Genomic DNA, 18,010 nt, shown 5'->3' with positions numbered 1-18,010 from the left:
TCACGCTGCGTGGCGGCGGGCGTTTGCGCAGGTGGGAGGCGTCCGAACGGATGTCGCACACACGTTCGGAAATTGGTTTATGGTGGGGGGGAGAGTAGTGAACTGATGTTCGAGAGCCTGTTCGTGCGGGCTCACGAGTGCGGGAGGTGCGTGTGCCGGGCTTCACGCATCTGCACACCGTCTCCGGGTTCTCCCTGCGCTACGGCGCCTCGCACCCGGAGCGGCTGGCCGAGCGCGCCGCCGAGCGGGGCATGGACGCGCTCGCCCTCACCGACCGCGACACCCTCGCCGGTACCGTCCGCTTCGCCAAGGCCTGTGCGGCGGCGGGCATCCGCCCGCTGTTCGGCACGGACCTGGCGGTGGCCGAACCCGAGCGCGTCCGCCCGGACCGCCCCCGCGCGCACTCCGGCGCCTTCACGGCGCGGGGCGAGGGCGTCGAGCGGGGCGGCGGCCCCGTACGGGGCGACGGGTCCGTACGGGACGGAGGGCTCGCACGCGACGGCGGGCCCGAGCGGCCGCAGCGGCGCCGCACGCCGGTGCGCGGCGGTGCCTTCATCGACGAGTCGACCCCGCGCGTCACCTTCCTCGCCCGGGACGGCGCCCGCGGCTGGGCCGACCTGTGCCGCCTGGTCACCGCCGCCCACACCCGCCCCGGCACCCCGGTCCTGCCCTGGCCCGACAACCACGCCGACGGCCTGACCGTACTGCTCGGCCCCGACTCCGACGTCGGCCGGGCGCTGGCCGCGGGCCGCCCCGACCGGGCCGCGCGCCTCCTCGTCCCCTGGCGCGAGGTCTACGGCGACGCCCTGCGCCTGGAAGCCGTCTGGCACGGCCGCACGGGCACCGGCCCCGGCTCCCTGCGGCTGGCCGCCCGCACCGTCGGCTTCGCCGCCGAGCAGCGGGTCCGGCCCGTGCTCAGCAACGCCGTCCGCTACGCCGACCCCGGGCAGGGCCCGGTCGCCGACGTCCTGGACGCGGCCCGCCGGCTGGTCCCCGTCGGCGCCACCGGGGAACTGGACTCGGGTGAGGCCTGGCTGAAGGATCCCGGCGCGATGCTGCGCGCGGCCGAGCGGATCGTCGAGGCCGCGGGCTTCCGGCGCGAGGCGGCCCACCGGCTGCTGGAGCAGACGCGGGCCACGGCCGCCGAGTGCCTGGTGGACCCGGAGGACGACCTCGGCATGGGCACCGTCCACTTCCCCGAGCCGGGCCTGGTCGGCGCCGCCCGCCGCACCGCCCAGCGCACGCTGGCCTCCCGGGCGGCGGCCGGCATGGTGCTGCGCGGCTACGCCGGCCGGCGCGCGTACTGGGAGCGGATGCACGAAGAGCTGGACGTCATCGCCCACCACGGCTTCGCCTCCTACTTCCTCACCGTCGCCCAAGTGGTCGACGACGTGAGGAAGGCGGGCATCAGGGTCGCCGCGCGCGGCTCCGGCGCGGGCTCCCTCGTCAACCACCTGCTCGGCATCGCCCACGCCGACCCGGTCGAACACGGGCTGCTGATGGAGCGCTTCCTGTCCAGGCGGCGGTTCGTCCTGCCCGACATCGACATCGACGTGGAGTCCGCGCGCCGGCTGGAGGTCTACCGGCAGATCATCGGCCGGTTCGGCACCGAGCGGGTGGCGACCGTCGCCATGCCGGAGACGTACCGTGTCCGGCATGCGATCCGGGACGTGGGCGCGGCCCTGTCCCTGGACCCCGCCGAGATCGACCGCGTCGCCAAGTCCTTCCCGCACATCCGCGCCCGCGACGCCCGCGCGGCCCTGGCGGAACTGCCCGAGCTGAGGGCGCTGGCGGGGGAGAAGGAGAAGTACGGCAGGCTGTGGGAGCTGGTCGAGGCCCTGGACGCCCTGCCGCGCGGGGTCGCCATGCACCCGTGCGGGGTGCTGCTGTCGGACGCCTCCCTGCTCGCCCGTACGCCGGTCGTGCCGACCAGCGGCGAGGGCCTGCCCATGTCCCAGTTCGACAAGGACGACGTGGAGGACCTCGGGCTGCTCAAGCTGGACGTGCTGGGTGTGCGGATGCAGTCGGCGATGGCGCACGCGGTCGCGGAGGTGGAGCGGGCGACGGGGGAGCGGGTCGACCTGGACTCCGTGCCGCAGGGTGACCCGGCGACGTACCGGCTCATCCGCTCCGCCGAGACGCTGGGCTGCTTCCAGATCGAGTCCCCGGGCCAGCGCGACCTGGTGGGGCGGCTCCAGCCGGCCACCTTCCACGATCTCGTGGTCGACATCTCGCTCTTCCGGCCCGGTCCGGTCGCCGCCGACATGGTGCGGCCGTTCATCGAGGCGCGGCACGGGCGGGCGCCCGCCCGCTATCCGCACGCCGACCTGGCGGAGCCGTTGCGGGAGACGTACGGGGTCGTCGTCTTCCACGAGCAGATCATCCACATCGTGCACCTCATGACCGGCTGCGGGCGCGACGAGGCGGACCGGGTGCGGCGCGGGCTGTCCGACCCGGAGTCGCAGGGCCGGATCCGGGTGTGGTTCGCGCAGCACGCGGCGGCGAAGGGGTACGACGCAGAAACGATTCAGCGCACCTGGGAGATCGTCGAGGCGTTCGGGTCGTACGGCTTCTGCAAGGCGCACGCGGTGGCCTTCGCCGTGCCGACGTACCAGTCGGCGTGGCTGAAGGCCCACCACCCCGCCGCCTTCTACGCCGGGTTGTTCACCCATGATCCCGGGATGTACCCGAAACGGCTGCTGCTGGCGGACGCGCGGCGGCGCGGGGTGCCGATCCTGCCGCTGGACGTGAACCGGTCGGGAGTCGCCCACCGTATCGAACTGGTGTCTGAGTCGAAGGGATCCGGGGCGCCCTCCGGCCCCGGGACGTGGGGGCTGCGGCTGGCGCTGTCCGACGTCCACGGCATCAGCGAGGCCGAGGCGGCGCGGATCGCGGACGGGCAGCCGTACGCCTCCCTGCTCGACTTCTGGGAACGGGCCCGGCCGAGCCGTCCGGTCGCCGCCCGGCTCGCCCAGGTGGGCGCGCTCGACGCGTTCGGCGCCAACCGCCGCGACCTGCAACTGCACCTGACCGAGCTGCACCGCGGCGCCCGGGGCGCGGGCGGGGGCCAACTGCCCCTGTCCGGCGGCCGGAAGACGGCCGCGGCCGGACTGCCCGACCTGTCCGAGGCCGAGAAGCTCAGCGCCGAACTGGGCGTGCTGTCCATGGACGCCTCGCGCAACCTCATGGACGACCACCGGACGTTCCTCGACGAACTGGGCGTGGTCTGCGCGCGCCGGCTGCGCACGGCACGGCACGGCGAGACGGTGCTGGTGGCGGGCGCCAAGGCCGCCACCCAGACTCCGCCGGTCCGGTCCGGCAGGCGGGTCATCTTCACCACGCTGGACGACGGCACCGGCCTGGTCGACCTCGCCTTCTTCGACGACTCCCACGACGCCTGCGCGCACACCGTCTTCCACTCCTGGCTGCTGCTGGTGCGCGGAGTGGTGCAGCGGCGCGGCCCGCACAGCCTCAGCGTGGTGGGCGCCGCCGCCTGGAACCTCGCCGAACTGGCCGAACTGCGCGCCGAGGGCGGCCTGGACCAGGTGGCGGCCCGGCTGGCCGGTCCCGGCGGCCCGGCCGGCGGCGCCCCGGAAGACGGTGATGGCAGGGGGCGGGGCGGCGGTGACGGTACGCGGCGGGCCCGGCTCGCCGGCTCGGACGGCCGGCCCGCGCCCGCCGGGTCCGCGGCGCCGGACCCGCTGGAGGCCGCCCGCGACCGCCGTATCCGGATGTCCACCGGCTACGAGATGAACCCATGGGCGGATCTGCGCCCGGCGGGCGAAGGGCCCGCGAGCGGAAGGAAGTTGTGGCACCAGAGTCCAGGGAGCGCGGGATGACCATTCTCTGCGTACGTTTCCAGCTGCCACCGATGTACGAGGCGGCCCTGCCCGGGCTGCTCGGGCTGCTGGAGGAGTTCACCCCGGTGGTCGAGGCGCTGCCGCCCGACGGGGCGCTGGCCGACCTGCGGGGCGCCGAACGCTACTTCGGGCGCGACGCGGTCGAGCTGGCGTCGGTGATCCGGGTCCGCGCGCTGGCGCGGTTCGGCGTGGACTGCGTGATCGGCGCCGGGCCGGGCCCGATGCTGGCCCGCGTGGCCCTGCGCGCCGCCCGGCCGGGACTGACCTGCGCGGTCCCCGCCGAACCGGCCGCCGTCGCGGAGTTCCTCGCCGGTCTGCCCGTCACCGCGCTGCCCGGCGTCGGCGCGGCGACCGCCCGCACCCTGGGCGAGTACGGCCTGGACACCCTGGGCCTGGTCGCCGCCGCGCCCCTGTCGACGCTCCAGCGGCTGATCGGCGCCAAGGCGGGCCGCGAACTGCGCGAGAGGGCGAGCGGCGTGGACCGCGGCCGGGTCGTCCCCAACGCCGTCTCCCGGTCCCTGGCCGCCGAACGCCTCTTCGACCGTGACGAACTCGACCCCGGCCGGCACCGCGCCGCGCTGCTGTCGGCCGCCGGGGACCTGGGTGCCCGGCTGCGCGCCCTCGACAAGGTGTGCCGCACCCTGACCCTCACCGTGCGCCACGCCGACCGCTCCGCGATCGTCCGCACGCGCACGCTGGCGGAACCCACCGCCCACTCGGCGACGCTGACCGGGGCCGCCTACGGCCTCTACAAGACCCTGGGACTCCAGCGCGCCCGGGTCCGCGCGCTCGCCCTGCGCGCCGAGGGCCTGGCCCCCGCCGGACAGGCCTCCCACCAGCTCACCTTCGACCCCGCCGACGAGAAGCTCCGCCGTATCGAGGAGGTCGCGGACCGCGCGCGGGCCAGGTTCGGTCCCCGGGCGGTGATCCCGGGGACGCTGGCCGCGTGAGGGGTGAGGCTTGAGAGGTGAGGGGCGGTCGAGCCGGCCCGCGGTGGGGGGAGCGCGGGGCCGTCCGTCAGGCGGCTCGCGCTCCCGCGCAAGGGGTACGCCGCGCGCCGCCCCGCTCGGGGGCGCGCGCCCGGCCGGTCCCGCTGACCGCTCGGGGCCGGGCCCGCAGGCGTGCGGCGCCAAAGCCGGCCGTGGAGGCCGTGCGGGGGAGGAGCCGGCCCGGAGGCCGTGCGAGAGAGGACCGAGGTGTCCCGGCGAGGACGTTGGTGCGCGCCCGGGGGAGCGGCCGCCGCGAATCGCGCCGCACGGTCCGATTCGCCCTTTCGATGACGAGGAGTCAGATCTCTTGCCCCGTGCGACCGTTGCCCGGTCGTGTGCCATGAGAATTCTTTACTGACGTGTAACTTCCCCCTTGGTCTACTCGTCCGTAACTTGACGAGTGAACAGCATCTCGTGATCCGGATCACAGCGCTCAGTGCCGTCGCACTCCCCTCGAGCCGCAAGGAGACCACACGATGCTGCCCTTCAGGCGCGCCCTGAGACACCTCGCAGCCCTGCTGCTGGCCACGGCCGTCGCCACCGTCCCCGCCGCCACGGCCCACGCCGCGTCCGGCACCGCCGCCGCCCCGAGCACCGGCTGGAACGACTACGCCTGCAAGCCCTCGGCCGCCCACCCCCGCCCGGTCGTCCTGGTCCACGGGACCTTCGGCAACTCCGTCGACAACTGGCTCACCCTCGCCCCGTACCTGGAGAGCCGCGGGTACTGCGTCTTCTCCCTCGACTACGGGCAACTGCCCGGCGTCCCGGTCTTCAACGGCCTCGGCCCCATCGACGAGTCGGCCGGGCAGCTGTCCGCCTTCGTCGACAAGGTGCTCGCCGCCACCGGCGCCGCCAAGGCCGACCTGGTCGGCCACTCGCAGGGCGGCATGATGCCCCGCTACTACCTGAAGTTCCTGGGCGGCGCGGCCAAGGTGAACGCCCTCGTCGGTGTCGCGCCCGACAGCCACGGCACCACCCTCAGCGGCCTCACCCACCTGCTGCCGTACTTCCCCGGCGCGAGCGACCTGCTCTCCGCGGCCACCCCCGGCCTCGCCGACCAGATCGCCGGGTCCGCCTTCCTCACCCGGCTCAACGCGGGCGGCGACACCGTGCCCGGCGTGCACTACACGGTGATCGCCACCCGGTACGACGAGGTGGCCACCCCCTGGCGGACCCAGTACCTCACCGGTTCCGACGTCCGCAACGTCCTGCTCCAGGACCTCTGCCCGCTCGACCTGTCCGAGCACGTGGCCATCGGCACGACCGACCGCATCGCCTTCCACGAGGTGGCCAACGCGCTCGACCCCGCCCACGCCACCGCCACCACCTGCGCGTCCGTGTTCAGCTGACACGCCGCGCACGCCGGGGCCCGTCCGGTGGAGGCCGCCGGACGGGCCCCGGTACGCGCGCCCGCGCCTCAGCGGCCGTGCCGTGCGGCGGCGGTGCGCCGCCGCACGGAGAGCAGCAGCGCCGCGGAGGGTTCGGTTGCCGCCCGGGATCGGGCCGGGTGCCGGCCGTTCACGTCGCCGGTCCGGGCGCCGTTCCACTCGCAGCTCTAAGAGCTGCGAACGAAAGGGGCGCCCGGCTCTAAGGGAGCGCTGAGACTGCGCTCGGACAGGGGGTGCGGCAGGGGTGCGCGTGGGCCGCCGCGGGGGCGGGCGGAAGGGGGTCCGCGGCGCGTCCGGGACGTCTGCGGGCGGTCATCCCTCCGGCCACCAGGTGCGCGCGATGTCCTTGCGGACCTCGGGCCGGCCGGCGGGACGCTCGTCGGGCTCCTCGCGGATCCGGCGGGAGTCCGTCTTCCTCATCAGGGGCTTCTGCACTGTCACACGGCGCATCGGGGCCTCCTTCGACGTCTACCGGGTTCCGTGTTCTCACGGAGGTAGACCTTTCGGGCGAGAGTTGCTCATCGGTGCGGGTCTGTCTGTGGCGGCTGTCACGATCCGGGTGTCAGTGGTGGGTGTCACTCTTGGGGCCATGAGTGCACACACGACGACCGATGGTGACGCGGCCGGCCGGAGCCCGGCTCCAGCGGCGGTGGACTGGGACGCGCAGGCGCCCGTCTTCGACGACGAGCCCGATCACGGGCTGCGCGATCCGCAGGTGCGTGCCGCCTGGGCGCGGCGGCTGCGCGACTGGCTGCCGGAGCACCCCGCCGACCTCCTCGACCTCGGCTGCGGCACCGGCAGCCTCTCGCTCCTGGCGGCCGAACAGGGACACCGGGTCACCGGCGTCGACAGCTCCCCGGCCATGGTGGCCCTGGCCCGCGCCAAGCTCACCGGCCGGGACGCCGCCTTCCACGTCGGTGACGCGGCGAGCCCGCCGGTGGGCCCGCGGCGCTTCGACACCGTCCTGGTCCGCCACGTGCTGTGGGCGCTGCCGGATCCCGCCGGTGCCCTGCGGCAGTGGCGGGAGCTGCTGCGGCCCGCCGGGCGGCTGGTCCTCGTCGAGGGCGTCTGGGGCACGGTCACGCCCGTCGGCATACCCACCGAGCGGCTCCTCACTCTCCTCACGCCCCTCGTACACCACACTCGGGTCGAACACCTGTCGGATGACGCCCGGCTCTGGGGCAAGGCGGTGACCGACGAGCGGTACGCCGTGGTGGCGACGGTGGCGTGACCGGCTCAGGCCAGCAGCGCCGTGAAGCCGCCCTCGCGGGCCAGTGACTCCAGTTCGCCGAGGGCCGCCACCGCCGCGCCGGCCGCCGCAGGATCGCGCTGCGCCAGGCCGCTCGCCGCGAACTCGTCCTCGTCCAGGCGGCGTACGTCCGTGCCGTCGGCGGAGCGCCACAGGTCCAGGTCCAGGTCCTCCACGACCAGTTCCGTGCCCGTGCGCACGGCGGGGCGGGTGATGTCGCAGTACCAGCCCTTCAGCCGCCCGCCGCCGTCGCGGACCTCCTTCACCGCGTACCACCGGTCCCGCCAGTAGTACTCGGTGAAGACATCGCCCGGCTCGAAGCGCACGAAGCCGAAGTCGCGTACGCCCGCGCCCGCCCAGGGCGCGCGCACCACCATCCGCACGCCGTCGTCCGCGACGGGCACGGCCGCGTAACGGATCTTCGTCCGGCCGCCCTTGACGAGGACGACGTCCACCGTGCCGGGCGGTTCAGGCGAGTTCGCGGACATACCGCACCTCCGTCGCGCAGACCTCGTACCCGAACCACTTGTTGATCGCGATCATCGGCCCGTTGCCGGTGTCGTTTCCGGTGAACGCCTCCGTGATGCCGGCCGCGCGGGCGCGGTGCAGCGAGTCGTTCTTGGCGAGCTTGGCCAGGCCCCGGCCGCGGAAGGCGCGGCCGGCGCCGGTCATGCCCGTGCTGTAACGGGTGCCGCCGTCCGTGTAGGCGAGGGTGAAGGCCGCCGGACGGCCCTCGACGACCGCGACGGACGTCAGCTCCCGGTTCAGCAGCGGATGCCGCCAGGTCTCCTCCAGCCAGGCCTCGTAGTCGGTCAACTCCGCGCCGACGTCGCTGGGTTCGTCGGCCACCGTCTCCGCGTCCAGCTCGAACAGCGGGCGCGGATCGGCCGCGTAGTCCGAGCCCCGGCGCAGCTCCACGCCGGGCGGCGGGTCCTGGAGCGGCGGGAGCGTTCCGGCCGCCAGGTCGAGGCGGAGGAAGTGGGCGGAGCGGCTGCTGCGGTAGCCGTGCCGCTCGGCGAAGGCGCGGTTGCCGGGCGCGTCCAGCACCCAGGAGTGCAGCCGCACCGCGCCGTGGACGGCCAGGTACTCCTCGGCGGTGCGCACGAGCAGGGAGCCCGCGCCGCGTCCGGTGTGCTGGGGGTGCACGTACACGTTGATGTTGCCCTGGCCGGGTTCCGGGCTCTCGTGGGCGAGGTGGACCTGCGCCGTGCCGATCACCTCGCCGTCCGCCACGGCTATCAGCGGACGGTAGTGGGCGTCGGGGTGCATGCGGGTGAGGGTGTGGGTGAGGGACTCGGGGGTGAACAGGATGAAGGGCAGCGCCTGCCTGCGCACGTGGGCGAAGCCCTCCAGGTCGGCGGGCGCGTCGGGGCGCAGTTCACGGACGATCACGGTCATGGGCGCGCACGCTACGGGGCGGCACAGGCCGCCCGCCTCCCATTTTCCGCCGGCCGCTCCCGGCGCCTGACCGGTCCGCCGCTCCGTGCGCCGGTGCGCGACAATCACTCCGTGACCTTGAGGATCCATGTCGACGACGGCGCACCGCCCTACGAGCAGGTGCGGGCACAGATCTCCGAACAGGCGCGGTCGGGGGCGCTGCCGGTGGGATACCGGCTGCCGACGGTGCGCGGGCTGGCCGAGACGCTCGGACTCGCGGCGAACACGGTCGCCAAGGCGTACCGCGCGCTGGAGGCGGACGGGGTGATCGAGACGCGGGGGCGCAACGGCACGTTCGTGGCCGCCGCGGACTCGGCTGCGGCCCGCGAGGCGGCCGCCGCCGCCCAGGCCTACGCGGAACGGGTGCGGCGGCTGGGCCTGGACGAGGACACGGCGCACGCGGCCGTACGGGACGCCCTGCGGGCGGCGTACGGGAAGCAGTAGGCCTCGCCCGGCCGGACTCCCGGAAGCCGGCCCCGCCCGCGGGGTACGGGGAGCAGGCCCCGCCCCGGCCGGAGTCCGGGGAGCAGGCTCGGCCGGCTGCGGTACGGGAAGCGGGCCCCGCCCCGGCCGGAGTCCGGGGAGCAGGCTCCGCCGGCGCGACACGGAAAGCAGGACCCGCCCCCCGGGGTACGGGAAGCAGGTCCCGCCCGCTCTCCGGCCGGGCGTGCGACGTCAGACGTGCGCGCCCCGTCGATGTGCGCGCCCCCGTCAGGGGTGCCGCGCGGGCGCCCGCTCCGGTGTGCGTGTCACCGTCAGGCCCGCGCGCCGGGCCACGTGTGCGAACACCACCGCGTCCTGCACCGCCGCCCCCGTCGGGTCGTTGTTGAAGTACGCGTACACGTCGGTGTCCCGGACGGCCGGCCAGGCCGTGGCGACGCGGTCCGCCCAGCTCTCCAGGGACCTGCGGCCGTAGTGCGGCCACGCCCGGGCGCGGCCCTGGTGGAAACGGACGTAACCCCACCCGGCCGTCACCCACAGCGGGGTGACCGGGCGGCCGAGGACGTCGGCCCAGCACAGGGCGGCGCCCCGCAGCTCCAGCACCGCCCGCACCGGCGGCGTCCACCACGACTCGTGCCGCGGCTCCACCGCCACCCGGGTGCCCGGCGGGAAGCACGCGAGGCAGGCGTCCAGCAGGCCGGGATCGGCGCGCAGCGTGGGCGGCAGCTGGAGCAGCACCGGGCCGAGCCGGTCGCCGAGCCCCGAGGCGTGCGCCATCAGACGGTGCACCGGCTCCTCGGGGTCCTTGAGGCGCTTGACGTGGGTCAGGAAGCGGCTCGCCTTGACCGTGACCACGAAGCCGGGCGGCAGCCGCTCCCGCCACGCCTCGAAGGTCTCCCGCGACGGCAGCCGGTAGAAGGCGTTGTTGACCTCCACCGTGGCGAACGCGGCGGCGTACTCCTCCAGCCACCGGCGCACCGGGCACCCCTGCGGGTACAGCACGCCCCGCCAGTCCTTGTACTGCCACCCCGACGTCCCGACGAACAGGGTCATACGCCCATGAGAACACCCCGGCCCGCGGGGCACAGGCCAAGGGCCGCCGGCCGGGCGCCGGCGTCCTACAGGTACAGCCCCGCGTCGGCGCCCTCCCGCGGCTCCGGAAGCGCCGTCGGAGAGGTGCCCCGGCGCAGCGCGTACAGCTCGGCCAGGGTCGCCCCCTCGCGGCCCACGCCCTCCTCCGTGCCCAGCCAGTCCACCGCCTCCCGGCGGGTCAGCCGGCCCACCTCGATGCGGGCCAGGCAGCGGCCCGGCCGGACCACGGCGGGGTGCAGCCGCTCCAGGTCCTCGTTGGTCGTCACCCCGACCAGCACGTTGCGGCCCTGGCCGAGCAGGCCGTCCGTGAGGTTCAGGAGGCGCGAGAGAGCCTGGCCCGCCGTGTGCTTCGCCTCGCCGCGGATCAGTTCGTCGCAGTCCTCCAGCAGGAGCAGCCGCCAGCGGCCCCTGCCCGCCGAGTCCTCCTCCCCGATGGCGATGTCCATCAGGTAGCCGACGTCCGAGAACAGCCGCTCGGGGTCGAGGACGCAGTCCACCTGGCACCAGTCCCGCCAGGAACGGGCCAGCGTCCGCAGCGCCGAGGTCTTGCCGGTGCCCGGCGGCCCGTGCAGCAGCAGGAGGCGGCCCGCGATGTCCTGGGGGCCGGTCTTCATCAGGCGGTCCATCGCGTCCGCGACCGGCGCCGTGTAGTTGGCCCGGACCTCGTCCCAGGTGCCCGCGGCGATCTGCCGGGTGGTGCGGTGCGGGCCGCGACGCGGGGAGACGTACCAGAAGCCCATCGTCACGTTCTCCGGCTGCGGCTCGGGTTCGTCCGCCGCGCCGTCCGTGGCCTGGTCCAGGATCCGCTGGGCCAGGTCGGCGTCGGTCGCGGTGACCGTGACGTCCGCCCCGCGGTTCCAGCGGGAGACCAGCAGGGTCCAGCCGTCGCCCTCCGCGAGGGTGGCGCTGCGGTCGTCGTCGCGGGCCACCCGCAGCACCCGGGCGCCGTCCGGGAGCAGCGTGGCGCCCGACCGGACCCGTTCGATGTTGACCGCGTGCGAGAACGGCTGCTCGCCCGTCGCGAAGCGGCCGAGGAACAGCGCGTCGACGACGTCGGACGGCGAGTCGGAGTCGTCGACGTTGAGCCGGATCGGCAGAGCGTCGTGTGGGTTCGCAGACATGCCGCCATGATCTGTCACCGGACCGCCCCGCGCACCCCGTTTCCCGGCCGTACGTCGCGTGTCGGCCGCTTCGCCCGGCCGAATGCGCCCGGTCCCGGCTCCGGCCGCCCGGGCCCTGACTCTGCTCAGGCCGAATGCGCCCGGACCCCGCTCCGGCCGCCACCGCCCCGCATCGCGCAGTTCCCGCCCCCGGGGCGCGCCGGGCCCTGCGCCCCGGCCCCGCCCGGTGACGCGCACTCACTCACCCCTGCGGCACGACGGGTTCCCGCGCCGGCAGGCGCTTGTCGTACTCCTTCCGTCCCCGGCCGAGACCGAGGAGGGCGATGCCGTCCACGGCGGCCACCTCGGCCGACGGGCAGGTGCCCGCGAACCGGTCGGAGCGGACGCCGAACAGACGGGTCACCAGCTGGACGGGCCACGCGCACGCGAAGCGGCGGCCGCGCCCGGCCCGCCGGTACGGGCCCGGCTCACGGACCGTCAGGGGCAGTGCCGGCAGGGCCGGGCAGGCCCCGTGTCCGGCGGGGAGGTGCCTCTCCCCGCCCGCGTCACGGCCAGGCCGCCGCTCCCCCGCGCGCGGCCGGGCGGGGGCCGTCAACACGACGAAGCCGCCGTACGGGTTCTTGTCCATCCTCTGACGAAGTGTGGGAGGAGGACTCAGACCGTGCGCCGGTGCGCCCCTGCGCCCCCTGATTTCCCGGGAGTTCACGAACTTTCTTTGGCATGGACACTTCCAGTCGACGCGCGTAGCTGCTACCACGGATGCGGCAGAGAAGCTGCTAAAGGGAGGTTCCATGAGACGTTCCCGAATTGCCGCACGCGTCGGCTCACTTCTGCTCACCGTCGGTCTCGTCCTCACCGGGACGGCCGCGGCGCAGGCAGCGCAGCCGGCCGCCACCGGGGGCTATGTGGCCCTCGGCGACTCCTACTCCTCCGGAGTGGGCGCCGGCAGCTACATCAGCTCCAGCGGCGACTGCGACCGCAGCACCAAGGCGTACCCCTACCTCTGGAACGCCGCCCACGCCCCGTCGTCGTTCGCCTTCACCGCCTGCTCGGGCGCCAGGACCGACGACGTCCTCGCCAACCAGCTCGGCCCGCTCGACTCCGGTACGTCCCTCGTCTCCATCACCATCGGCGGCAACGACGCCGGGTTCTCCGACGTCATGACGACCTGTGTGCTCCAGTCCGACAGCACCTGCCTCTCCCGCATCGCCACCGCCAAGGCCTACGTCGACTCGACGCTGCCCGGCAAGCTCGACAACCTCTACTCCGTGATCCGCGGCAAGGCGCCCTCCGCTCACGTCGTCGTGATCGGCTACCCCCGCTTCTACCTGCTCGGCCAGACCTGCCTCGGCCTGTCGGAGACCAAGCGGTCGGCCATCAACGGCGCGGCCGACTACATCGACGCGGCCATCGCCAAGGTCGCCGCGAACCACGGCTTCACCTTCGGCGACGTCCGCACCACCTTCGGCGGCCACGAGATCTGCTCCGGCAGCTCCTGGCTGCACAGCGTCAACTGGCTCGACATCGGCGAGTCCTACCACCCGACGGCGGCCGGCCACTCCAGCGGCTACCTGCCGGTGCTCAACAGCGCCGCCTGATACCAGCCGCCCGGCCGCCCCACCGCCCGGCGGCGCACCGGTGCCGCGACGTGAGATCGCCCACGTTCCGGCGGCGGTGAGGAGACCGACGCGACGCCCGCCTCCCCGTCCGGGGGCGGGCGTCCGTGCTGCCGGGGACACGCCCTCGGCGGACCGCCCTCCCGCAGCGGTGCCGCATCACTCGCCGTGACCGCGCGGCGGTGTCCGCGGGCGCCGCGGCCCGTCTGCCAGCCGTTGTCCAACTCGCCGCGGAATCGGGCGCCTTCGGAGAGTAGTCGTCAACCCCCTTGCGCAGAAGGTGAATCCTGCGACCGTGATACACGCATGCCCGTGCGGGGCGATAGGGTTACCCTGCCCGGGCCGGGTGGACTCGTACGGGTGGGGAGTGACATGGAGCAGATAACAGTGCGCAGCAGGGCGAGGGTCCCTGCGATCACCTGCGGAAGCAGCGCGACCAGCTCGCGCCTCGACCGCCATCTCGCGGTGCTGGGCGGTCCTGCCGTCCCGCAGCGAGAGGCTGCCGAGGCGACGTTGCTGATGCGTGAACTCACCGCGCGTGGCGCGCACGACCGCACGGGCAGGGGTGCGCGGATGCGCCGGGTGTCGCTGTTCGCGCCCCTGCGCCGGCTGCGCCGCTCGCTGTTCGGCGGGCACTAGCGGCACCGCCGTCCCGGCCTCTCCGGCACCTCCGGAGGGCGCCGTGGACGTTCCTGGGCCTGCGTCCGCTCGGGGCACGGGTCCGGGACCGGATCACCACACCGTCCCGTACCGCGCCGCGGTCCCGCCGTCCGCCATCCCCACGGCCCGCGGCGCCCGTTCGGCGTGCCACCGCCGGTGTCCGGTCCGGTCTTCGGGCCGGTGCTCGGACCGGCCCCCGCCCACCGGCCCGCCGGGGCCCGCACTCCACCCCCTGCGTCAGCCCCCGGCGCGCGCGTACCGCCGTACCGCCAGCGGCGCGCACACGGCGAGCAGCACCGCGCACCAGGCCAGCGTCCCGGCGACCGGGTGGGCCGTCGGCCAGGCGGCGTGCCGGGGCACCGCCGCATTGCCGAAGAGGTCGCGCAGGGCCGTCGTCACCGCGCTGATCGGGTTCCACTCGGCCAGGGTGCGCAGCCAGGGGGTCAGATTGCCGGTGGGGATGTAGGCGTTGGACAGCAGCGGCAGGACGAAGGTCGAGGCGCCGAGCTGACCGGCCGCCTCCTCGCTGCGCGTGAGCAGCCCCAGCAGGATCCCGGCCCAGGTGCACGCGAACCGGAAGAGCAGCAGCAGTCCCACGGCGCCCGCCGCCCGTCCCGCGCCGCCCTCGATCCGCCAGCCCACGGCCAGGCCGACCAGCAGCAGCGGCACCGTGCCCGCCGCGCTGACGACGAGGTCGGCCACCGCCTGCCCGAGCGGCACGGCCGCCCGGCTCACCGGCATGGCGCGGAACCGGTCCATCACTCCCCGGTGGGTGTCCTGCGCGGCCTGGAACATCCCCGTCATGATCCCGCCGGCCGCCGTCGCCGCCAGCAGCCCCGGCACGAGGAAGGCACGGTACTCCCGGCCGGGCATCGCCAGGGCGCTGCCGAAGACGTAGCCGAAGAACAGCAGCATGTTGATGGGCATGATCTGGGTGAGGATCGCCAGGCCCGGGTTGTTGCGGACCCGGCGCAGCTGCCGGCCCACCATCGCCGTGCCGTCGTACGTGAGCGTGCTCATGCCGCGATCTCCTCGCTGTCGTGGGCGGGTCCGGTCAGCCGGAGGAAGACGTCGTCCAGGGTGGGCGGCCGCAGGCTCGCGTCGAGCAGCGGCACTCCCGCCGCGTCCAGTTCGCGCACCAGGCGGGGCAGGGTGAGGGTGGGGTCGGTGGCGACCGCGCCGACGGCGCCCCGCTCGTGGTCGAACACCGGCTCGCTGCCGGTGAGCCGGTCCAGGACGGCCGCCGCCCGTGTCATCTCGTCCGGGTGGGCGACGACGACCTCGGCGTGCGTGCCGATCAGGGCCTTGAGCTGGGCCGGTGATCCGGTCTGCGTGATGCGGCCCCGGTCCACCACGGCGATGTCGTCGGCCAGCCGGTCGGCCTCCTCCAGGTACTGGGTGGTCAGCACCACCGTCGTGCCCTGCTGCTTCAGCTCGCGCACGGCGTCCCAGATGCGGTTGCGGCTGGCCGGGTCGAGGCCGGTGGTCGGCTCGTCCAGGAACAGGACGGCCGGCGGACGCAGCAGGCTGGCCGCGAGGTCGAGGCGGCGGCGCATCCCGCCCGAGTAGGTCGACGCGGTCCGGTCGGCGGCCTCCGTGAGACCGAACCGCTCCAGCAGTTCGCTCGTGCGTGCCGCCCCGCCGGCGACGCGGTGCAGCCGGGCGAACAGCCGCAGGTTCTGCCGCCCGGTGAGGTCCGCGTCCACGGACGTGTCCTGCCCGGTGACCCCGATCCGGCGGCGCACGGCGGCCGGGTCGCGCACCAGGTCGCACCCGGCCACCCGGGCCGAGCCGGCGTCCGGCCGCAGCAGCGTGGTCAGCAGCCGCACGGCCGTCGTCTTGCCCGCGCCGTTCGGCCCGAGAACGCCGCAGACCGTGCCCTCGGCCACCGCCAGGTCCAGGCCGCGCACGGCACGGACGTCCCCGAAACGCTTCTCCAGACCTTCACTAAGTACAGCGTACGTAGTTGTCATGCGTCGACCATAGCGCACTACGTACGGTGTACGTAACTAGGATGAGGGGGCGAGGTGATGATCCATGGCTGGCCGACCGGCCCGACCCGAAGTGATCTGGTCCCGCCCCGAACGGGCGGGGCGGGGACCGCGGCCTGCCTACACCCGCGCCGACATCGCGGCGGCGGCCGTCCGGCTGGCCGACGCGGGCGGTCTGGACGCGGTCTCGATGCGGCACGTCGCCGCCGAGCTGGGCTGCGGCACCATGTCGCTGTACAACTACGTCCCCCGCAAGGAGGACCTGCACGAGCTGATGGTGGACGCCGTCAGCGGCGAGCACGAGCTGTGGGAGCCCAGCGGCGACTGGCGCGCCGACATGCTCCGCGTGGGCCACCAGTCCCGGGACCTCATGCGCCGCCACACCTGGCTGCCGCGCCTGATGTCGGGCGTCTACGGCTTCAGTCCCAACGTCCTGCGCTACCTGGAGCACTGCCTGGGCTGCCTGGACCCGCTGGAGGCGTCCTACGGCACCAAGATGGAGCTGATCGCCATGGTCAACGCCGTGGTGACCATGTACGTCTCCAACGAGCTGGCCGTCGCCGAACGCACCCGCTCCCTGCCCTGGTCGGAGGAGCAGGAGACGGCGGTGCGGATCGCCTACCTGGGCAGCCAGATCGCCACCGGCGCCTATCCGAGGCTGGCGGCCTCCTTCACGGAGGACGCCGGGCCCATCGATCTGGAGGCGGTGTTCGAACGGGCCCTGGGGCGCGTCCTGGACGGCTTCGCGCCGCGCGGCTGAGGCAGGCGCCGCCGACGCGCCGCGCGGATGGGGCGCGCGCGTCCGGCACGGCCAGGGCATGCGCGGCCGCCGCGCACGGCGTGGACGCGCGGGAGGCGTACGGGCGCGGGAGACGTGCGGGCGTGCGGGGCACCGGGGAACCGGCCGGCCCGGTCCGGCGGCGGTCCGTGCGGCGGTCCGTGTCGCACGCCCCGCGGGGCCCGGCCGTCAGATCAGGGTGAACTGGCCCCCGGGGCCCTCTTCCACGAGGCCGAGGACCGAGGCCGGCCGGCGGGCCGCATCCGGGACCGGCAGCACCCCCGCCGCCCGCAGATCGGCGGCCGTGACGGCGTCCCCCGCCTCCGGCGCCGCCGCCTCCCCGCCGGCTCGCGCTTCGCCCAGCAGCGCCAGGACGGTGATGAGTTCCAGCAGCTCCGAGGTCCACGTCTGCGGCCAGGCGGCCGGGCGGAGCGCCGACAGGGTGCCCGGTTCGCCCTCGGCCGTGCGGGCCGTGAACCACTGCTCCAGGACCCGTACCGAGCCGACCGTGAAGTCCCAGGCCGCCGCGGGCACGGGCGAGATGCGGCCCCCCTCGAGGTGGAGGGTCTCCTCGTCCCGGTCGTAGCGGAGGGCGAGCGGGCGGGCCGGCAGGGGCGCGCGGACGTAGGGGCGGCGCCCGCCGGGCAGCCTGGGCCGCTCACCGTCGCGGCGCATCAGCCACAGCGCCCGGCGCCCCGCCTCGACGCCCCGTGCCCACCGCCCGGCGTCCGCGGTGAGCGGGACGGCGAGGCCCCCCGGACCCGGCCGGGCCGCCGCCAGCGCCCAGGCGAGCACGTCGACCGGGTCGGGCCGGTGCCCGAGACGGGCCGCCAGGTACTCCAACAGTCCGGGCGCCAGGTTCGGCTCCCGCGCCCCCGGGCGGCGGTACAGCGGGCGGATCCGGCCCGGCCGCGGGAACGGCGGCAGCGACGTCGCCAGCAGCGCCGGCTCCGCGGTGCCCGCGGCCGCGCCCGTCTCCACCACGAAGATCTGCCGTTCGTCCGCCACCCGCCACAGCTCGGGCCGGGCCGCGTCGATCAGCCGGTTGTCCGGCAGCAGCCACTGCTCGTCGAAGGGTGCCATCAGCACCCGGACCGGCTCCGGACACGGCCCCGAGGCCCGTACCAGCGGCTCCGTGCCGCCGGAGCGGCCCGGCAGCTGCCCCACCGCGGTGTACGGGGTGCGGGAGCGGGTCGGCTCGAACAGGGTCTCCCGGTCGGGCCCCGCCGCCTTCAGCAGGGCGTCCCAGCGGGCCTTGAGACTCGCCGGGTCCGGGGCCGCGGGCCATGCCCGGCCCAGCCGCGGCGGTGCGACGGACCACGGCATGAGGTCCGCCAGCAGCGGGGCGTCGTCGTGCGTCACGCCGGGCATCGTACGACGCGGCGACG

At 74.9% G+C, this 18,010-nt stretch carries 17 protein-coding genes; 8 read left to right on the top strand and 9 right to left on the bottom strand.

Translation table 11 applies throughout. The features are described from left to right. Window positions 1-152 precede the first annotated feature (152 nt). From dnaE to ABZ719_RS15760, 3 genes are all read left to right on the top strand, one after another. Complete coding sequence (dnaE, locus tag ABZ719_RS15770; RefSeq protein ID WP_366725733.1) at window positions 153-3,839, top strand: DNA polymerase III subunit alpha; 3,687 nt, start codon at window positions 153-155, stop codon at window positions 3,837-3,839. Further along, entirely contained in the window at window positions 3,836-4,810 is a 975-nt protein-coding gene (locus ABZ719_RS15765; protein ID WP_366725732.1) for a hypothetical protein, read from the top strand. The genes dnaE and ABZ719_RS15765 overlap by 4 nt, the downstream gene beginning before the upstream one ends. A 515-nt stretch (window positions 4,811-5,325) precedes the next feature. Next, window positions 5,326-6,198 (top strand): alpha/beta fold hydrolase, encoded by an 873-nt coding sequence (locus ABZ719_RS15760; protein WP_366725731.1) that lies wholly within the window; start codon window positions 5,326-5,328, stop codon window positions 6,196-6,198. Between the two features lie 351 nt (window positions 6,199-6,549). Here the strand turns inward: ABZ719_RS15760 and ABZ719_RS15755 are convergent, their stop codons facing one another. Beyond that, window positions 6,550-6,687 carry a hypothetical protein gene (locus ABZ719_RS15755; RefSeq protein ID WP_107474362.1) on the bottom strand — a complete coding sequence of 46 codons (138 nt, stop codon included), beginning with the start codon at window positions 6,685-6,687 and terminating at the stop codon, window positions 6,550-6,552. A 139-nt stretch (window positions 6,688-6,826) separates the two neighbouring features. On the opposite strand from ABZ719_RS15755, the gene ABZ719_RS15750 reads away from it, so the two are divergent. After that, entirely contained in the window at window positions 6,827-7,468 is a 642-nt protein-coding gene (locus ABZ719_RS15750; protein ID WP_366725730.1) for a class I SAM-dependent methyltransferase, read from the top strand. A gap of 5 nt (window positions 7,469-7,473) precedes the next feature. On the opposite strand, the gene ABZ719_RS15745 is transcribed toward ABZ719_RS15750, so the two are convergent. Together ABZ719_RS15745 and ABZ719_RS15740 are read right to left on the bottom strand one after the other, a co-directional pair. Then, window positions 7,474-7,974 (bottom strand): DUF402 domain-containing protein, encoded by a 501-nt coding sequence (locus tag ABZ719_RS15745; protein ID WP_366725729.1) that lies wholly within the window; start codon window positions 7,972-7,974, stop codon window positions 7,474-7,476. Beyond that, window positions 7,955-8,884 (bottom strand): GNAT family N-acetyltransferase, encoded by a 930-nt coding sequence (locus ABZ719_RS15740; protein ID WP_366725728.1) that lies wholly within the window; start codon window positions 8,882-8,884, stop codon window positions 7,955-7,957. Before ABZ719_RS15740 ends, ABZ719_RS15745 begins: the two co-directional genes overlap by 20 nt. 111 nt (window positions 8,885-8,995) lie before the next feature. Between ABZ719_RS15740 and ABZ719_RS15735 the strand changes: the two genes are divergently transcribed. Then, window positions 8,996-9,367 carry a GntR family transcriptional regulator gene (locus ABZ719_RS15735; RefSeq protein WP_366725727.1) on the top strand — a complete coding sequence of 124 codons (372 nt, stop codon included), beginning with the start codon at window positions 8,996-8,998 and terminating at the stop codon, window positions 9,365-9,367. A gap of 267 nt (window positions 9,368-9,634) precedes the next feature. Here ABZ719_RS15735 and ABZ719_RS15730 read toward each other — a convergent pair whose 3' ends face one another. The 3 genes from ABZ719_RS15730 to ABZ719_RS15720 all read right to left on the bottom strand — a co-directional run bounded on the left by ABZ719_RS15730 (window position 9,635) and on the right by ABZ719_RS15720 (window position 12,205). Then, complete coding sequence (locus ABZ719_RS15730) at window positions 9,635-10,417, bottom strand: DUF72 domain-containing protein (protein ID WP_366725726.1); 783 nt, start codon at window positions 10,415-10,417, stop codon at window positions 9,635-9,637. A 65-nt stretch (window positions 10,418-10,482) separates the two neighbouring features. Continuing rightward, window positions 10,483-11,577, bottom strand: coding sequence for a DUF5925 domain-containing protein (locus ABZ719_RS15725; RefSeq protein ID WP_037860557.1), 1,095 nt, complete (start codon window positions 11,575-11,577; stop codon window positions 10,483-10,485). Window positions 11,578-11,818: 241 nt separating this feature from the next. Then, window positions 11,819-12,205 carry a hypothetical protein gene (locus ABZ719_RS15720; RefSeq protein WP_366725725.1) on the bottom strand — a complete coding sequence of 129 codons (387 nt, stop codon included), beginning with the start codon at window positions 12,203-12,205 and terminating at the stop codon, window positions 11,819-11,821. A 163-nt stretch (window positions 12,206-12,368) separates the two neighbouring features. Between ABZ719_RS15720 and ABZ719_RS15715 the strand changes: the two genes are divergently transcribed. Both ABZ719_RS15715 and ABZ719_RS15710 read left to right on the top strand, forming a co-directional pair. After that, the gene (locus ABZ719_RS15715) at window positions 12,369-13,175 is read left to right on the top strand and encodes an SGNH/GDSL hydrolase family protein (protein ID WP_366725724.1); all 807 of its coding nucleotides are present in this window, start codon (window positions 12,369-12,371) and stop codon (window positions 13,173-13,175) included. 390 nt (window positions 13,176-13,565) lie between these two features. Beyond that, window positions 13,566-13,832, top strand: coding sequence for a hypothetical protein (locus ABZ719_RS15710; RefSeq protein ID WP_037860555.1), 267 nt, complete (start codon window positions 13,566-13,568; stop codon window positions 13,830-13,832). Between the two features lie 258 nt (window positions 13,833-14,090). On the opposite strand, the gene ABZ719_RS15705 is transcribed toward ABZ719_RS15710, so the two are convergent. Together ABZ719_RS15705 and ABZ719_RS15700 are read right to left on the bottom strand one after the other, a co-directional pair. Next, complete coding sequence (locus ABZ719_RS15705) at window positions 14,091-14,873, bottom strand: ABC transporter permease (protein WP_366725723.1); 783 nt, start codon at window positions 14,871-14,873, stop codon at window positions 14,091-14,093. After that, window positions 14,870-15,826, bottom strand: a complete 957-nt coding sequence (locus tag ABZ719_RS15700) for an ATP-binding cassette domain-containing protein (protein ID WP_366725722.1) — start codon at window positions 15,824-15,826, stop codon at window positions 14,870-14,872. The genes ABZ719_RS15705 and ABZ719_RS15700 overlap by 4 nt, the downstream gene beginning before the upstream one ends. A gap of 64 nt (window positions 15,827-15,890) precedes the next feature. Here ABZ719_RS15700 and ABZ719_RS15695 point away from each other — a divergent pair, with 64 nt between their 5' ends. Then, window positions 15,891-16,604: a TetR/AcrR family transcriptional regulator gene (locus ABZ719_RS15695; protein ID WP_366725721.1), complete on the top strand. Its 714-nt coding sequence runs from the start codon at window positions 15,891-15,893 to the stop codon at window positions 16,602-16,604. 207 nt (window positions 16,605-16,811) lie between these two features. Here ABZ719_RS15695 and ABZ719_RS15690 read toward each other — a convergent pair whose 3' ends face one another. After that, the gene (locus ABZ719_RS15690) at window positions 16,812-17,993 is read right to left on the bottom strand and encodes a type ISP restriction/modification enzyme (RefSeq protein ID WP_366725720.1); all 1,182 of its coding nucleotides are present in this window, start codon (window positions 17,991-17,993) and stop codon (window positions 16,812-16,814) included. Between the last annotated feature and the right edge of the window lie 17 nt (window positions 17,994-18,010).

The organism is Streptomyces sp. NPDC006743 (assembly GCF_040703815.1).
Classification (GTDB): domain Bacteria; phylum Actinomycetota; class Actinomycetes; order Streptomycetales; family Streptomycetaceae; genus Streptomyces.
Note: the sequence above shows the minus strand (reverse complement) of the source record. Positions and strands in the feature narration are given on the sequence as shown.

What these genes read in the sequence shown, in the direction of transcription:
- ABZ719_RS15765 (WP_366725732.1), top strand. Translation starts at nt 3,836, where the DNA reads ATGACCATTCTCTGCGTACGTTTCCAGCTGCCACCGATGTACGAGGCG.
- ABZ719_RS15760 (WP_366725731.1), top strand. Translation starts at nt 5,326, where the DNA reads ATGCTGCCCTTCAGGCGCGCCCTGAGACACCTCGCAGCCCTGCTGCTG.
- ABZ719_RS15755 (WP_107474362.1), bottom strand. Translation starts at nt 6,687, where the DNA reads ATGCGCCGTGTGACAGTGCAGAAGCCCCTGATGAGGAAGACGGACTCC.
- ABZ719_RS15750 (WP_366725730.1), top strand. Translation starts at nt 6,827, where the DNA reads ATGAGTGCACACACGACGACCGATGGTGACGCGGCCGGCCGGAGCCCG.
- ABZ719_RS15745 (WP_366725729.1), bottom strand. Translation starts at nt 7,974, where the DNA reads ATGTCCGCGAACTCGCCTGAACCGCCCGGCACGGTGGACGTCGTCCTC.
- ABZ719_RS15740 (WP_366725728.1), bottom strand. Translation starts at nt 8,884, where the DNA reads ATGACCGTGATCGTCCGTGAACTGCGCCCCGACGCGCCCGCCGACCTG.
- ABZ719_RS15730 (WP_366725726.1), bottom strand. Translation starts at nt 10,417, where the DNA reads ATGACCCTGTTCGTCGGGACGTCGGGGTGGCAGTACAAGGACTGGCGG.
- ABZ719_RS15725 (WP_037860557.1), bottom strand. Translation starts at nt 11,577, where the DNA reads ATGTCTGCGAACCCACACGACGCTCTGCCGATCCGGCTCAACGTCGAC.
- ABZ719_RS15720 (WP_366725725.1), bottom strand. Translation starts at nt 12,205, where the DNA reads ATGGACAAGAACCCGTACGGCGGCTTCGTCGTGTTGACGGCCCCCGCC.
- ABZ719_RS15715 (WP_366725724.1), top strand. Translation starts at nt 12,369, where the DNA reads ATGAGACGTTCCCGAATTGCCGCACGCGTCGGCTCACTTCTGCTCACC.
- ABZ719_RS15710 (WP_037860555.1), top strand. Translation starts at nt 13,566, where the DNA reads ATGGAGCAGATAACAGTGCGCAGCAGGGCGAGGGTCCCTGCGATCACC.
- ABZ719_RS15705 (WP_366725723.1), bottom strand. Translation starts at nt 14,873, where the DNA reads ATGAGCACGCTCACGTACGACGGCACGGCGATGGTGGGCCGGCAGCTG.
- ABZ719_RS15700 (WP_366725722.1), bottom strand. Translation starts at nt 15,826, where the DNA reads ATGACAACTACGTACGCTGTACTTAGTGAAGGTCTGGAGAAGCGTTTC.
- ABZ719_RS15695 (WP_366725721.1), top strand. Translation starts at nt 15,891, where the DNA reads ATGGCTGGCCGACCGGCCCGACCCGAAGTGATCTGGTCCCGCCCCGAA.
- ABZ719_RS15690 (WP_366725720.1), bottom strand. Translation starts at nt 17,993, where the DNA reads ATGCCCGGCGTGACGCACGACGACGCCCCGCTGCTGGCGGACCTCATG.